Annotated in this window: 11 protein-coding genes; 2 read left to right on the top strand and 9 right to left on the bottom strand. The window is 54.5% G+C overall.

Annotated elements, in window-relative coordinates; all coding sequences use genetic code 11:
- The first annotated feature begins 1 nt into the window (after nt 1).
- Nucleotides 2-970 carry a LysR family transcriptional regulator gene (locus GOW98_RS03995; protein ID WP_217359323.1) on the top strand — a complete coding sequence of 323 codons (969 nt, stop codon included), beginning with the start codon at nt 2-4 and terminating at the stop codon, nt 968-970.
- A gap of 92 nt (nt 971-1,062) precedes the next feature.
- On the opposite strand, the gene GOW98_RS03990 is transcribed toward GOW98_RS03995, so the two are convergent.
- The 5 genes from GOW98_RS03990 to GOW98_RS03970 all read right to left on the bottom strand — a co-directional run bounded on the left by GOW98_RS03990 (nt 1,063) and on the right by GOW98_RS03970 (nt 7,529).
- Nucleotides 1,063-1,491 carry a LysR substrate-binding domain-containing protein gene (locus tag GOW98_RS03990; RefSeq protein WP_170329768.1) on the bottom strand — a complete coding sequence of 143 codons (429 nt, stop codon included), beginning with the start codon at nt 1,489-1,491 and terminating at the stop codon, nt 1,063-1,065.
- A gap of 151 nt (nt 1,492-1,642) precedes the next feature.
- Nucleotides 1,643-1,708 carry a hypothetical protein gene (locus GOW98_RS26165; RefSeq protein WP_217359359.1) on the bottom strand — a complete coding sequence of 22 codons (66 nt, stop codon included), beginning with the start codon at nt 1,706-1,708 and terminating at the stop codon, nt 1,643-1,645.
- Between the two features lie 140 nt (nt 1,709-1,848).
- Nucleotides 1,849-4,191, bottom strand: coding sequence for an alginate lyase family protein (locus GOW98_RS03980; RefSeq protein ID WP_170329767.1), 2,343 nt, complete (start codon nt 4,189-4,191; stop codon nt 1,849-1,851).
- A gap of 559 nt (nt 4,192-4,750) precedes the next feature.
- Nucleotides 4,751-5,656, bottom strand: coding sequence for a glycosyltransferase family 2 protein (locus GOW98_RS03975; protein ID WP_254437890.1), 906 nt, complete (start codon nt 5,654-5,656; stop codon nt 4,751-4,753).
- Nucleotides 5,657-5,747: 91 nt separating this feature from the next.
- Complete coding sequence (locus GOW98_RS03970) at nt 5,748-7,529, bottom strand: ABC transporter ATP-binding protein (protein ID WP_254437889.1); 1,782 nt, start codon at nt 7,527-7,529, stop codon at nt 5,748-5,750.
- A gap of 652 nt (nt 7,530-8,181) precedes the next feature.
- Here GOW98_RS03970 and GOW98_RS03960 point away from each other — a divergent pair.
- Entirely contained in the window at nt 8,182-9,165 is a 984-nt protein-coding gene (locus GOW98_RS03960) for a glycosyltransferase family 2 protein (protein WP_170329765.1), read from the top strand.
- Between the two features lie 979 nt (nt 9,166-10,144).
- Here the strand turns inward: GOW98_RS03960 and GOW98_RS03955 are convergent.
- The 4 genes from GOW98_RS03955 to ubiT are packed head-to-tail and all read right to left on the bottom strand — an operon-like array spanning nt 10,145 to nt 13,754.
- Entirely contained in the window at nt 10,145-11,341 is a 1,197-nt protein-coding gene (locus GOW98_RS03955) for an NnrS family protein (protein WP_170329764.1), read from the bottom strand.
- A complete protein-coding gene (gene ubiV, locus GOW98_RS03950; RefSeq protein ID WP_170329763.1) occupies nt 11,338-12,249 on the bottom strand; it encodes a ubiquinone anaerobic biosynthesis protein UbiV in 912 nt (303 codons plus the stop codon). Before ubiV ends, GOW98_RS03955 begins: the two co-directional genes overlap by 4 nt.
- Before the next feature lie 3 nt (nt 12,250-12,252).
- Nucleotides 12,253-13,230, bottom strand: coding sequence for a ubiquinone anaerobic biosynthesis protein UbiU (gene ubiU, locus GOW98_RS03945; protein ID WP_170329858.1), 978 nt, complete (start codon nt 13,228-13,230; stop codon nt 12,253-12,255).
- Nucleotides 13,230-13,754: a ubiquinone anaerobic biosynthesis accessory factor UbiT gene (ubiT, locus tag GOW98_RS03940; RefSeq protein WP_170329762.1), complete on the bottom strand. Its 525-nt coding sequence runs from the start codon at nt 13,752-13,754 to the stop codon at nt 13,230-13,232. The genes ubiU and ubiT overlap by 1 nt, the downstream gene beginning before the upstream one ends.
- Between the last annotated feature and the right edge of the window lie 118 nt (nt 13,755-13,872).

The following is a 13,872-nucleotide window of genomic DNA, read 5'->3' as shown; positions in this document are numbered from 1 at the left end:
GATGTTGAAGAAAGAGATAATTGATACACATAAAAATGATAATATTGGTACTTTTCACAACTTACATGTATTATATCGAATAATGCGCTTACCACTTTCAACTCTTGAAATCTTCGATGCCATCGCCCGTGAGGGGTCGTTCAAAGGTGCGGCAAACAGGCTTGGACTTCAGCCATCCACCGTGAGCCATCAGCTAAAGACGCTAGAGACCCAACTTGGGACTGCGTTGATCATACGAACTACGCGGTCCCTGAGCCTGACCGAAGCCGGGCGGGCTTTGTTGCGTGGTGCCGGGCCAGCTTTTGACCAACTCGCCGACGCCGTAGAAAGCGCCAAGGCAACTGGCCACGAGGCTCGTGGCAAATTGCGCTTGGCGATACCTGAATTTGCCTACAAAATTCTTGTCGGCCCGGCAGTGAAATCCTTCCGTAAAGCTTATCCCGAGATCGAGTTGGAGTTTTCCTTCACCGATGCGTTCTCGGACATACTGGGCGAGGAACTACATGCCGGATTCCGTCTTGGCGACCGCATTACCCAAGACATGGTTGCCATCCGCCTTACTCCGCCTTTGCAGCTTGGGGTCTTTGCTAGTCCAGACTATTTGGCTCAGTACGGCACACCAGAACACCCCGGCGATCTTTTGAGTCACGAGTGTATCCGCTATCGGTTTCAAACATCAGGCAACCTCGCCCCATGGACATTTGTGAACGACGGAACGACCTACGATGTAGACGTGGGCGGACATCTGGCGGTAAATACCTTGCCAGCTTCGGTAGACTTGGCGGTGCAAGGGCAAGGTTTGATCCTGACGTTCAAGGCGTATTGCAAAGATGCGCTGGATGCAGGATTACTCCAGTCAGTGCTTGAACCCCATATCGGTGAAACGCCGGGCCTCTATATCTATTTCCCGAGAGAATACCGGGCGATGATGCCGCTCAGGCTGTTCGTTGAGCATCTGAAAGGGCCATGAAATCTATCAACCGCCTGATCCGGTCGGGCAGCAAGCGGCGGCTTGGATAGACGACAAACATTTCCCTTTGTATGGGGTTGCCTCCCTTGATCTCAAGCGGGCGCAGCTGCCCCCTGATCATGTCGGATGGCAACCCCAAGGTTTCGCGCAGCGGCAGCCGCCACAATATCCAGATCATCTATTGAATGGACTACGTCTCTGGGTCGAAGGGTCTGGCCATTTTGCAGAACCCAGGGTTGGCGCGAGATGATTGCGGGCAAGTTGCTTGGCTCATCGAGCGTCAGGCGGTCCAAACCATTATCAGCAATGAACCCAGCTCCTGCGCAAAAACTGTAGGGCACGGACCAGAGGCGTTTGGCCACGAGGCTGGAATCGCTCAGCGGACCCAGTCGGAACGCAATGTCGATATTATCCCGGAAGAAGTCGAGCATTGCGGTTGTGGTGGTCAGGTCAATACTCACGTCCGGGTTTTGTCGCGCGAACTCCAGCAAGCGCGGGCCAATGGTTGTGCGGGCGGCCAAAGGGGGGGGCTGTGATGCGGATGGTGTGGCGTCCAATATCGTCAGAAAAGCCAGCCACCTCCTGGAGCGCTTCAATCGAAGCCTGACACCGATCCAGCAGTCGTCGACCTTCTTCGGTCAGGCGTACCTTGCGCGTGGTTCTTTCGAAAAGCTATATGTCGAGATGATCCTCAAGTTCAGCAATCCGGCGGCTCACGCGGCTGAGCGGAATGCCCAACCTTTGCGCCGCTTGCCGATTACTCTTGTTTGACCCTTTCCTGGGCGGAACGCAAATTCCTCGACTTCATCAAGTTCATAGGATGTGATGTCGCATAGTCGAGGTGCCTCCTCCAGCGTCCAGCCGGTGCTCTCTGACGACTAGTGAGAGACCTTGTATCCACTTGCCTGACGCCAGAAAGGTGCCACCCCATCATGCGGGAAGTAGCAAAATGGTGCGTCTTCCGTCGCCCATGTTCCTTCTCCGGTTCGCTCGCGCAATGCGCTATCAATCGGGAACAGCCGCGCCATATTGAATGGATCAATTTGCGGATGGCTCCATCCAGCCTCCGACTCTGAAAGAAGACGATTCATTGCGGAAATCAATCTTTCACCGGCGGCGCTGCTCCAAGGACGAAATCCCACATTTTCGAGCAAATTGAACAGGTTTATCCAGGACTGCAAATTGAACGTGCAATAGTGCTGGGTCAGCGTGCGTTCCATCTCAAACGGTTGCTCGCCATTCGGTGTAATAGTGCCAAGTAGTCGTGCCTGGGCTCGCAGATTGATTTCTTGCAGGGCCTGTACGTCATCCAGAAAGGCTGCAATGGATGCCACCTGAAGATCAAAACAGCTGCCATGGTTGTTGGTAGCACCGCATTCATCAATGCCTTGCTCGCTGGTGGTCAACCATTCCAGAAATGCGGAAAGCCAGGTTTTGAGTTCCCTTGCGAGCAGATCATCTTCCAGCAGCCGGACAGCATCAAGAAAGAAGTAGAAGTCCTTTGTTTCGATCAGGCCATGTGCCTCCCCTCTGTCGCTCCTATGACCCCGGCGCACCTGCGCGTAATTCAAATTGGGGTTCATCCGCGTTTCAGGGTCAACGAACCATGTTAGAATCAGGTTTTCGGCCTTGTCCGAATACTTCTTTTCTCCGGTCACGCGCGCCGCAAGGGCAAGCGCCGTTGTGTCGTCGAAAAGCCGTTGCAGGCGGGTTCTGTCATAGCGGTCGCTATCCGCTTCATAGAGCTGCGTTCCGGGTACCCGTTTCCCGTCCTGACGAATATAGGGCAGGCCGTCTTTCTTTTTCGGGTTCGGCCACCAATAGGGCGCAGGATGGTAATAGTCATGCGGGTCGCCACTGGGCGCTGGCTCTGGTTTGTCCGTCACAGAGTACGGCCCGCGCGTCATTGCCTCATCCGCGGCAGAACGGAGCGCTACATAATCCGGATCGTCGTTCTTGGCCGATAGTGCTTCCAGACGTGCCGGATCGTAGAAGAATTGACCATGACCGCTCAAATTTTCGGTCACTTTGCGCGCTTCCAGCATGTCCAGAGTTGCGCGGATTGCGTCATTTCTTGCCAGGCCGCGGTTTTTGAAGCTTTTTGTATCTTCTTTTTCCAAGCCCGATTGGCCGGAGAACAGTCGCGCTACCCAACCCGCCTGTGCAACCCGGTGGCCTTCGGGGCTGACTTTTCGTGGGGGTGTGTCAAAAAACTCCACTGGCCACTTTTGCCAAGGACCGTCGATGCCAAGGTGCACAAAAAGTTCGACCTTTGGTCTGCGTCCGTAGGGGTGCTTCTCGTCAAACCGCAGGGGGGCATCGCACCGGAACGCCATCTGTGGTTCTTCAGTCGCATTGAACGTGGTGCCGTCCTCAAGAAGTTCCGCGTTGTCCTGCATCCGAGCCATCGGAACGGTGAAATACCGTTTGTCCCTGTTGGCCACAACATCATCGCGAAATGAGTTCCAAGCACTTTTGGTAAAGTAGCAATTACCATCGAATGGCAGCGCCCATTTGGCGTGACGCAAGCACAACTCAAGCGCTGCATTTCGTGCACCGTTATTATTCATCACATAGTTGTTCTTAGCTCGGTAGGCCTGAGTTATCATTCGGGCTCGGGTTTCCTCATCCACGGAATCGAGCGTACCATCAGAAAAGACTAGTGGATTTTCAAACGTTTCAAAGTGATAGCCCGTCGCTTGCAGTTCTTCCGCATCGTACGGGATTTTTTCATAAACCTGTTGATGCTCATCCAGAAGCGCAACAAGTTTTGCCTCGTTCTCGGGGTCGAAGATCCGATTGAGAATCCACAGCTTGGTGCAGTTTTCAAAGTCAGGCTCGTTTTCGAGAATGAACTTCACGTTCGCCAATGACTGACCTGCGCGGTGTCGGGGTACCAGATCGTTACCGATGACGCGGCAAAGAGCAAACGTATCAGGCAGAGAGTTGACACGTTCTTCTTCCGCTTCGTCCTTCGCCGCAGGCGCGACAGACTTAAGCGATCCGGCGATTTGGCCCATGCTGGGCTTTGAGCGCTGTCGTGCCACGGAGCCCTTATGTGCCGCGCGGTGCACAAAGTAGATTGGCAACAATACGGGAGATAATAGAACCAAGACAGGTGACAGGAGGATGAGTATGAGGTTACGCCGTTTTTTGCGGCGAATTCGTTCCTCCAGAGATAGGGCGGTTTTTTTTGCCTCTGTTCTCACCTTTGTATTCATTTATTCAACCTGTCTCTGCATATGGCGAAGCGGTGCCAGATCTTTAGAAATCACTGACGCTCAAAATACTGTTATGCAATCTCATTAACGCTTGCGAGGTGCAACCGCGGGCATACATTACATTTTTGGTTTTCCCAAAAACCACTCGCGTGATGTCAGCATAGTGTATCGCAAGCATTGGTTACCAAATTTTTTCTGGTTTTGATGGTATATGCTCGCACAAGTCGAATTGATTGCGATCCGGAGATAGCACGGAGAGGCCAGCAGAGGCGCCTACAAGGTCCTGATCCTCCCCCCACCGAAGTGGTCCGCCCCTATAGTTAGGAAACGGAGGATCAAAGACGGGAATAAAACGCCACAAACTAGAAGAGATTGTTGCGAAGTTGCGGCAAGTTGAGGTGCTGTGCGGTCAAGGGATGCTGCGCGTTGACGCAATCCGTCAGGTACAGATTACGTAAGAGACCTTTTTCGCTGGCGTAAGCAATATGGCGGTGCTTTCAACTACGCACAGGTGTGTGCTTCTTAACGTGACACCACATCGCAGTTTTCTTACCCGCTACTATTTTCGCACGTCCGGCTGTCGAAACCAAAGTAGCCGAACCGTTTCCGAAACCCGGACCAGTCGCAGTATGTATTGTACTCTCCAAATCGCCAAAACCTGCGGCCAGCTAAGGTCCGGGTTTTTCCTCAGCTTTTTAAATGTGCGAAACGACGGGATCAGTTTCTGGATCGGTGGGATATAGTTTATGGCACCGCGCCGGGCGTTTCGCCGTATTCTGGCGCCTTCGATGCGGCGCGTTTTTTGGGCGAATTCGCGCAAAGTAGCCCGGGCGGGATGGCGGACGATCGCGTCCGCGGCGAAAACAATAGGTTCGCCAGCTGCAGCTGCCCGATCATTCCACTCCATGTCGCCCCCTGACAACACTTCGCTATTGAACAAACCGACACGGTCAAACATGTCGCGACGCACGATAAGATTAGCCGTGACGGCGCGGCCTCGCTCCACCCATTTCCTTTGCTCAAGCCCGAGGTGGTAGTCGTACAACTCAACAGCCGTCCATTCCGAACCATTGGGAACGAGCGCAACATCTCCCCCGAAACGGCTGACTTCCGGGTGTTCGCGTGCGATGCGTAACCCGCTTTCAACATATTCCGGCACCGGAAGACAATCGGAGTCAGTGAAGAACAACAACTCAGCGCGCGCGGCAGCAATTCCTTTGTTTCGGGCGGCATAAGACCCCGGCTTGCCTTCCGTGATAATCTGCGCATTTGCTGGAAGACGGAAGTCTGCAGGAGTGGGATCCGAAGGATCGTTGTTTACCACAACGATCTCAAATTTTTCGGGTTCAACAGTCTGGGACGCAAGGCAATCTAGGCAGGATTGCAGCTTGTCCCAGCTATGATAAGTCGGAATTATAACTGATGCATCCATGTCAATTCTTTTTGTATTGAGCCCGTCGCGCAATTTCTATTGATGTATGAAACCAGCAAAAACATGGCGTCGCCGTCCAGTATTTACACAGAACTGGCAATGCATTTTCCGGGTATCCCCCTGATTAATCAGCATGTACCACATTTGCATACTGGTGATCGTACAAAGTTCGGAATGGGCCGCTGTTTTTCAGCAGCTCGTCTGCGTTTCCTTTTTCGACAACCTGCCCTGCCTCGATCACCACGATTTGGTCAGCGTGCAGAATAGTGGAAAGTCGGTGGGCGACGATAATGGTTGTCCGTCCTGCGGTCAGTCGCTGCAAAGCCTCCTGCACCAGGTGTTCAGACTTCGAGTCCAGCGCACTTGTAGGTTCGTCCAGTAGCAAAATTGGGCTGTCACGCAACAATGCGCGGGCAATTGCCAGCCGCTGCTTTTGACCGCCAGACAGGAAAGCACCGTTTTCACCCACCAGAGTGTCGAAGCCATCATCAAGATTTTGGATGAAATCGTAGGCGTTGGCGGCTTTGGCGGCTTCGATCACATCCTGTTGTGACGCCCCCTCTCTGCCGAGCCTGATATTGTCAGCAATAGATGCCGAGAACAAAAAGGTTTCCTGTCCGACAAAAGACATGTTCGCCCGTAAGCTTTTGAACGAAGCATGCTTGACGTCCTGGCCATCAATCGTGACCGTGCCGGTTTGCGGGTCGTAGAGTCGAAGCGCGAGGTTAAGGATCGTCGATTTTCCACCTCCAGACAAACCAACAAGCGCGGTTGTTTTCCCAGCGTCAAAAGTCAAAGAAAGGTCTTTGAGTATTGGATCGCTCGTGCGATAGCCAAAGGTGACATTCTCGAACTTTACCTCTTTGGCGCCGGAAGGAAGGGCTTTGGGATCGTCACCTTCCGCCAGGGTCTCAGGTTGGTCCAGCAGATTGAACAGCATTTTTACGGCTCGTAAACTGACTTCGAGCTTGACGCGAACACGTGACAGTCTTTTGGCTGGCTCATATGCCATCATCAATGCGGTCACGAACGACATTAGCTCACCGGGCGTCGAGCCGCCGGACCCGAATATGTTGGCCGCGCTCAATCCGATGACTGATGCGATAGCAAAGCCCGCAAGGATATCCATCAGGGGGCTGGTCGCAGCTTGTAAGCGTGCAAGTTTATTTCGGCGTTTCTCGACACTCTTGACGGCGTCGAACATGCGATTGGCCATCCGCTCTTCCAGCCCGAACGACTTTATGACCCGGATACCGCCAGACGTTTCCTGGATCACTTGCATGATCGCCCCAAGAGATTGCATTTCCATATCGGCAATCTCTCTTACTTTTCGCAAAAGAGTTCTGACGCCCCAGATCGCAAGAGGACCAATTACTAATGTAAAAAGCGACAGCAGAGGTTGCTGGTAGAACATAACTGCCAGCAATCCGATCAAACTCAGCGTGTCGCGAACGGCCGTGGTAACGATGATCTCGACGACCTTACGCGCTGCCTGAGCCGATTGGGTGACCCTCATCAGCAGGTTGGAGCTTTCCGTGAGATTGAAGAAAGACACGCCCTGACGCAGCAGTTTATCATAGAGTTTTATCTGTTGATGCGAAACAATTCTGTTACCAGCGCGCGTCAAGGCCACAACCTGTACATAGGTTGCAAGACCTTTGACCAGAAAAATCACAAACACTGCGATTGAAACACTCATAACCTGCGACGCATTATCCGCCTCGAACAATGAGTCCACGACATCTCTCATGATGAAGGCTATACCGGCAGTGGTCCCTGCGACAAATACCATTGCAATGATTGCAATGATATATGGGACCATCTGAGATTTCAGGTTTTCCCTTAACAGGCGCCACAGAATCGAGTTGTCCAGCGTTTCTGCGATTTTCAGTTTTGTTTTTTGCAATGCAAAATTCCAACCTGTCTGAGTTGCAGTTGTTCCTGATCGAATTCGGGCCGCAATGCAACCCTACCCGATTGATCGTGCGCTTAGCCAGACGACACCCGGCACGTTTTCCAATTGCCAGAACCAATTTTGGCTGGTTCTGCACCTACCACAAGTTTGTCTCCGCAATGTAGTTGACTTCTTGCCGCTCGGAGTCCGGCATTTGCCAAACGGTGGCTATACATCTTTTAATGAAGTTGCCGTTACTTATGGCGCTAAAATCAGGTTTCAACCCGAATATCAGAATTTTGGCATCGCGCTGAATTTAATGGGTTTTGGTGAGTGTAGGACGCTCGGGCGCGGTCGCACACGCATTTGGAATACGAACCCGAAAGTTTCCTATCACTTTGCATAAGATGTAGTAGTAATGGCGTTGACGACGGAGTGGAACGACTGTCGCGCGTTAGGTCGCACCGATCATGCAGAGCCGATGAATTCGGCCAACCGAGTGGTTACATGTAGATTTCATACAATGATCACGGTGCCAAAATCGGGCTTTGACACCTATGTCGGCATCGGGCGATAAACGCGCCCGGAGAACCCTGTTCAGAGGCCGTTTTGAGAAATTTAACACCAGCTTATCAAATCTAAACCAGAGCTATATGAAGTATATATGGATCGTCGTTCGACTCATCTTAAGATCACCGTCTCGACCCTGACCAGACAGCGCCCGGAAATGCTGTCGGCGTTGCTGGAAAGTTGGGGAGAGATGGGTGTTCCGGAAAACTGCTCAGTCCAGTGTCTGGTGGTCGAGAATGACTCGGTTCCGTTCAGTGAAGACGTGGTTCGTGCGTATGAGGGAACACTGCCGAATGGCGTACCGCTTCTGTATGCGCTTGAGACCGAACCGGGCATCCCATTTGGTCGCAATTGCGCCGCCCGAAATGCAATCGCGCAAAAGTCTGATCTGCTGTGCTTTATAGATGACGACGAAACTGTTGCGTCAGACTGGCTAGACAATCTGGTGACCGGATACAGAACCAGTTCAGCCGTTCTATTGGGCGCACCACTACGGGCCGCACCACCCTCGGGAGGCGAATCCGCAATACAGAGGTTGATGCTGAGCAATATCAAAAACCGATATCTGACAAAGGAAAGAAAGGCGTCCAAGCGGGCCACGCTGGAAGACACCGGTGGAGTGACAATCGTAACCAATAACTGGCTGGGGGAGACCCGGCTTTTTACCGACCATAATATCTGGTTCGATGAAACTATGCGGATGACAGGCGGTACTGACGCCAAGTTTTATGCTGAAACTGTTGCCGCAGGATTGCCAGTCGGTTGGGTCGACAATGCGTTTGTTTACGAAAGGATACCACCTGAACGTCTGTCTTTCTGGTATCAGGCTGCACGCGGCAGGGATCAATCCAACACTTACATGCGCAGAAAGCTGGAACAAAGGCCGGTCAATGCGGTGGCGCAGATCGCCGCCGCGCCTCTTCGAATAGTAGCGTTGGCGGGGTTGATTATTTTGCTGCCATTCCAGCCTCAAAAAAGATTTATCGATATTGCCCGTACCGCTGGATGGCTGGTTGGTGTCCTTGGCATCCCTTTTGGCTATAAATCTGAACTCTACAAAAAGGTCACCGGTCACTGACACATTCCAGGCCAGCGGCTTCAACCAAACCCAGAACGCAAGGGTAAGCCGCGCACTTCAGGTTTGGATAACAATCATGCCAATTCCACGTCGTTCACGGCGGTTGGTTCTCTGACACGTAAATAACGATCTCATTCAAGGGCTGCTATTATTGCAAGGATGCAGTCTGTATCGGCCCTTGAGGGCCGATCACCGCATTTACGGTTATGTATGCCTTTTGGTCGCCGGAGCGCCGAGTGGTCTTCATGTTCGTTGCTTTGGTGCCGGAGGTGATGACGGTACGGGCACGGGCCATTCCAACTCAATTGGCAAGATAAACCCATGGTTTATAAATCAGCGCGGCAGGAAAGCTTTGTGGATGGATTGCGCCATTTCCACTTTGCAAAAAACTCCCCATTTCTGGCGAGTAGACTCGGATAAGAATTCAGGCTGCACTAATCCATAGTTGCCTTGCGGCGAAAAAACCGCCTACCGTAGATGTTCTTTTGCGAGATGGGTGGAACGAGGGGCTGGACGAGGGGGTAAAAGCCAGCCCCTCATTCTTAGGGGGTGTGCGGAGCTACGTGCACTGGCTCCGTTAGCTTTACTCTAACGAATGACGGGTAACCGTAATATTGGGGGTTCCCCGTAGTCGGTTAAAATTAATCTTTCAGACACAATTCCGACAGAGCAAGCGGCTATTAAGAAAGTGCGACGCGCCTTGAGGGGGTTAACAATTTCTTGAGGGGGTACGAGTTTGGCGCGTCGCACCTTTAGTTGATGTGCGCGGAGTTGGTCGAAAGATTCAAAACCTCCCCAATGAAATCAACGTAATCACATCTCCACTCAAACTCTCAAAATGTCAGCTTTCGTGTTTCCGTCCGGTGAAACCGAGCAGTTTTTAGCGTGATTTGATTGACGTAGTACCAGAGCATGAGTTCATCGAGGCAGTTGGTCTTGGAAACCACTTTCCTCCCACCTTCACGCGTCGATCATGATTCTAGGCCGGGTTCTTAGGTAATCTGCCGCTGAGCACTGGTCGAACAGGTGGTCCTGAAAGTGTCGGGCGCATGGCGATCAGATAAAACGTCCAGCTGGCGCACCAAAGTAAGGCGGCGGTGTTTTCCCAAGTTTCGGCGTCGGCGACCAAAGGTACGGCCAGGCGCGTCACGGTGGCGCTCCACAGCAAGACCATCGCACAGGTCAGAGCAGGAGGCGCACGCAGAAAACCCTCTGGCGTATGAGACGCGGCGCGACCGGTAAAAGCCATGATCATGCCGGAAATCGCCCCAATGGTCAGGGCGTGCAGGCCGTTTTTCATCGGATAAGCGGTTGGAAAAAACCACAGAGATCCCACAAGCAGCAGGCCAAGAGGAAGCCAGAGAAACGCTATGTGCAGCCCGAACAGAAGCGGGTTGCGCCACGTGCTGAGGCTGCGCCAACGGGTCATCGTTGCCAACAGGACCAGAGCAGCCAGAACGAGCAAGCCATATGTAAAGTCGGGGGCGTTCAGAAGCAGGGCAAATACCGCGCTGGCCAATAACACAAGGGCAGTCAGGCGGAGCCGTTCGTTGTGGGGTGCATTCAGTGCCGGAAGGTTCTGGTGTTGACGCCAGATGGTGGTGAAGGCGGGGACGGCACGAGTTCCGATGGCGGTGATCAGGATCGCAAAACCAATTAATACCGCGCGAGCAAGCGACAGGCTGGCAGTGACATCACCGGATTTAGCGAGGGTCATATAGGTGGTGTCGACCAGACCCAAAGCGAGGATGGCAATAGCAAATGGGGTTTTGACATAGACGCCCGCTGCTACGATGCGCCAAAAAAGCAGGCCAAACAAAACGAAGAAAAAGATCGCATTGCCGATCAATACCAAGCCGAGGGGAAGATGGTCAGCCGTAACCGTTGCAAGGCGGCCCAATGCCCAGAACCCCATCAGAGCCTTCAAAACCAAGCCCTTTTCAGGCGGCTTGCCCACCCAGTTGGGAAGAGCCGTCAGCAGGTAACCACCCACGGCCAGCGCGGCGAAGCCGAACAGCAATTCATGCACGTGCCACAGCACAATTGGGCCAAACCCCGGTGCTGGCAGGCCCAGACGTACGCCCAATGGCCACCACCCGATGCAGATCAGCGCCCAAAACGCCGCGCCGGTGAACATAGGCCGATACGGCGCGGCCCAGAACGAATACTGGGTCACTCTACTGGAACGGGCTGACCGGCGGACCAGTCTGCGCCGCATGCACCTTGCAGGAAACCATCGGAAAAGCGGGCGTCCGGCGTGAGGGATTGAAGCTCAGCTGCCGTCGTCGCTGCTGTCGTGCCCCCTTGCAGGAGGGAGTGATAGGCTGCGCAAATGGCGGGAAATCCCTGTGATTGCGGGGAAAGACGCAGGGCAGAGACACCCGCGCGTGCCAGCGTGTCGGTCTGGTAAACGGCAGCTGCGTGGGTGTCCGACAGAGTCTGCACACCATTCATGGTCATGAATGGCTGACCTTCCAGCGTCTTGACCTCCAGCCCGTCCGGATCGTCTTCGCAAGCAAATTGACAGTTGTCTTTGGTACGACCGTGCAGGCGCGCGTGATAGCAGCGGCCTGAGATTGCCAAGGGCAGGCGGCCGTGGCCCCAGACCTCGACAGCAACGCCGAGATCAGCGGCGGTTTTGGACAGCACCTCAACACTCTCCAACGGTAGTTCGGGCGGCAGGCACACCCGCGTGGCACCCAGCGAGGCAAGCCATGCCAGCGTGCCTTCGTTGTAGACATTGACCAGCGGGCCGACCCAGAATGGCGTGCCTTTGGGAAGATGGGGCAGCGTGGAAAGGTCGTTGACCTCAACCGGCAGGCCCATGTCGACAAGATCGGCGGTCAGCTTGCGCTCGCGTTTCAGGGTGACAAGCGCCAGACTGGTCAGGGCGACCTCTTTGCCAGCGTTTTGCAGCGTGTCGATCGCCTCGGAGATATGCTCCTGATAAAACGGCAAACGTTTGGAACAGACCAATTCGCCCAGAACGACACGGGCAACGGGCGTATCGGCCAGTGAGGTATAAAACTTCAGCCAACGGTCTTTGGACCAGAAGAACTGGGTCGGCCCAGCGGTGAGATCCATGGGTTATCTCCAGGTTTTTTTGTAGGCGCCGGTGGTCATGGCCTGACCCTCGGACAGGCGGGCCAACATGCCCTCGGGCAGAGGGCGGCCCGCGTCCAACGCATCCACGGCGGCGCGGAAGTTGCGCACCACCTGCGCCACGTAGGAACGCGACCGCTGGCGGCCTTCGATCTTGAGTGCGGTGACGCCTGCCTTTTGCAGTTGTGGGATCAGTTTCTCGGCGTTCAGGCTGACCGGATCTTCGAACAGGTGACCGGTTTTCTCACCAGCGCTGAAGCAGCCTTTGCACAGGGTTGGATAAGGGGCGGCTTCGCCTTTGTTGACGCGGTGAATGATGTAGCCGCCTAGCCGCGCATCCAGCACGCCGTTTTCCTCATGATATTCCACATGGCTTGCTGGCGAGCAGACGCCGTTCATGTTGGGCGATTTGCCGGTGGCATAGGACGACAGCGAACAGCGGCCCTCGGCCATCACGCACAGGCCGCCAAAGACGAACACCTCGGTTTCAACCTCGGTTTCGGCGTTGATCGCGGCAATCTCGGGCACCGAAAGCACGCGCGGCAGCACCACACGTTTCACACCAAAGGTCTCGGCATAATAGTTGATGACATCCGCATTGGCAGCGGCGGCCTGGACCGAAAGGTGACGGCGCAGTCCGGGATGGTGGCGCGCGGTGTGGGCCAGAAGGCCGGCATCGGCCAGGATCACTGCATCAGCGTCGCAGTTTTCCGCATCCGCCACGGCACGGTGCCAGATCGCCTCGTGCCCGGCGCGCGGAAAGGTGTTGATGGCGACCAGAACCTTAGCGCCATGTTGGTGGGCAAAGGCGACGCCCTCGCGCATTTCCGCGCGGTCGAAGTTCAGGCCGGGAAAGTTTCGCGCATTGGTTTCATCGGCAAAGCCGCAGTAAACCGTGTGCGCGCCCGCTTTTACCGCCGCACGTAACGCGGCGGGGGTACCGGCAGGGCAGACAATTTCCATTACCATAGGTCTGCCTCTTCAGGTCTGCTCAGGTTAACGCCGGTTCTTCGCTCGATCAGTGCAAGAACCCTCTGCATGGATTGCGCCAGGGGGCCTGACAGGTCCGAAAGTTCCTGCGCGAAGTCCAGCTCGGCATCATCGACAGCATTGCGCAGGGCCAGCGCTGCGGCCGTATCGCCTTCGATCACCAGATCGCGGGAAAAGAACAGCGCGTCCCCGTCGTAAGCACCGTGAACCAGACCCAGCAGGGCGGCCAGCGGGCCGGCGATCCGTGCAGCACCGTCGCGGCGGCCGCGCGTGACCGTCACCCGCGGGTTGCCGCCGTTTGGTTCAAGACAGATCACAAACGGCAAGTCGGTCGGATCAAGGACGAACCGGGTATGATCATGTTCACCCAGCCTGCGGAACATGCCCGGGTGTTTTTGGGCGATCTTGCGGGAAAAGGCAGTCAGGATTGCCGACAATGGGGCGAAGGGCAAAACGCGCAACGGATAGGTGGCCACCTGCGGAAAGCGCGGAATCATAGCGGGCGATTGGGGCAAGCAGAGCTCCTTTGGCACGGTCGACATGTCTCTTGCCGGAACTCATAAGTGTTTGCGCGCTTTCCCAAGTTGACGATTGTCAATTTTGTTGTGGAACTTC

The sequence above is a fragment of the Ruegeria arenilitoris genome, assembly GCF_013032445.1.
In the GTDB taxonomy this organism is placed as follows: Bacteria; Pseudomonadota; Alphaproteobacteria; order Rhodobacterales; family Rhodobacteraceae; genus Ruegeria; species Ruegeria arenilitoris_F.
Note: the sequence above shows the minus strand (reverse complement) of the source record. Positions and strands in the feature narration are given on the sequence as shown.

Coding starts and splice junctions, on each gene's coding strand:
- ubiV (WP_170329763.1), bottom strand. CDS start 12,249: ATGGATCTCACCGCTGGGCCGACCCAGTTCTTCTGGTCCAAAGACCGT.
- GOW98_RS03995 (WP_217359323.1), top strand. CDS start 2: ATGTTGAAGAAAGAGATAATTGATACACATAAAAATGATAATATTGGT.
- ubiT (WP_170329762.1), bottom strand. CDS start 13,754: ATGATTCCGCGCTTTCCGCAGGTGGCCACCTATCCGTTGCGCGTTTTG.
- GOW98_RS03980 (WP_170329767.1), bottom strand. CDS start 4,191: ATGAATACAAAGGTGAGAACAGAGGCAAAAAAAACCGCCCTATCTCTG.
- GOW98_RS03960 (WP_170329765.1), top strand. CDS start 8,182: ATGGATCGTCGTTCGACTCATCTTAAGATCACCGTCTCGACCCTGACC.
- ubiU (WP_170329858.1), bottom strand. CDS start 13,230: ATGGAAATTGTCTGCCCTGCCGGTACCCCCGCCGCGTTACGTGCGGCG.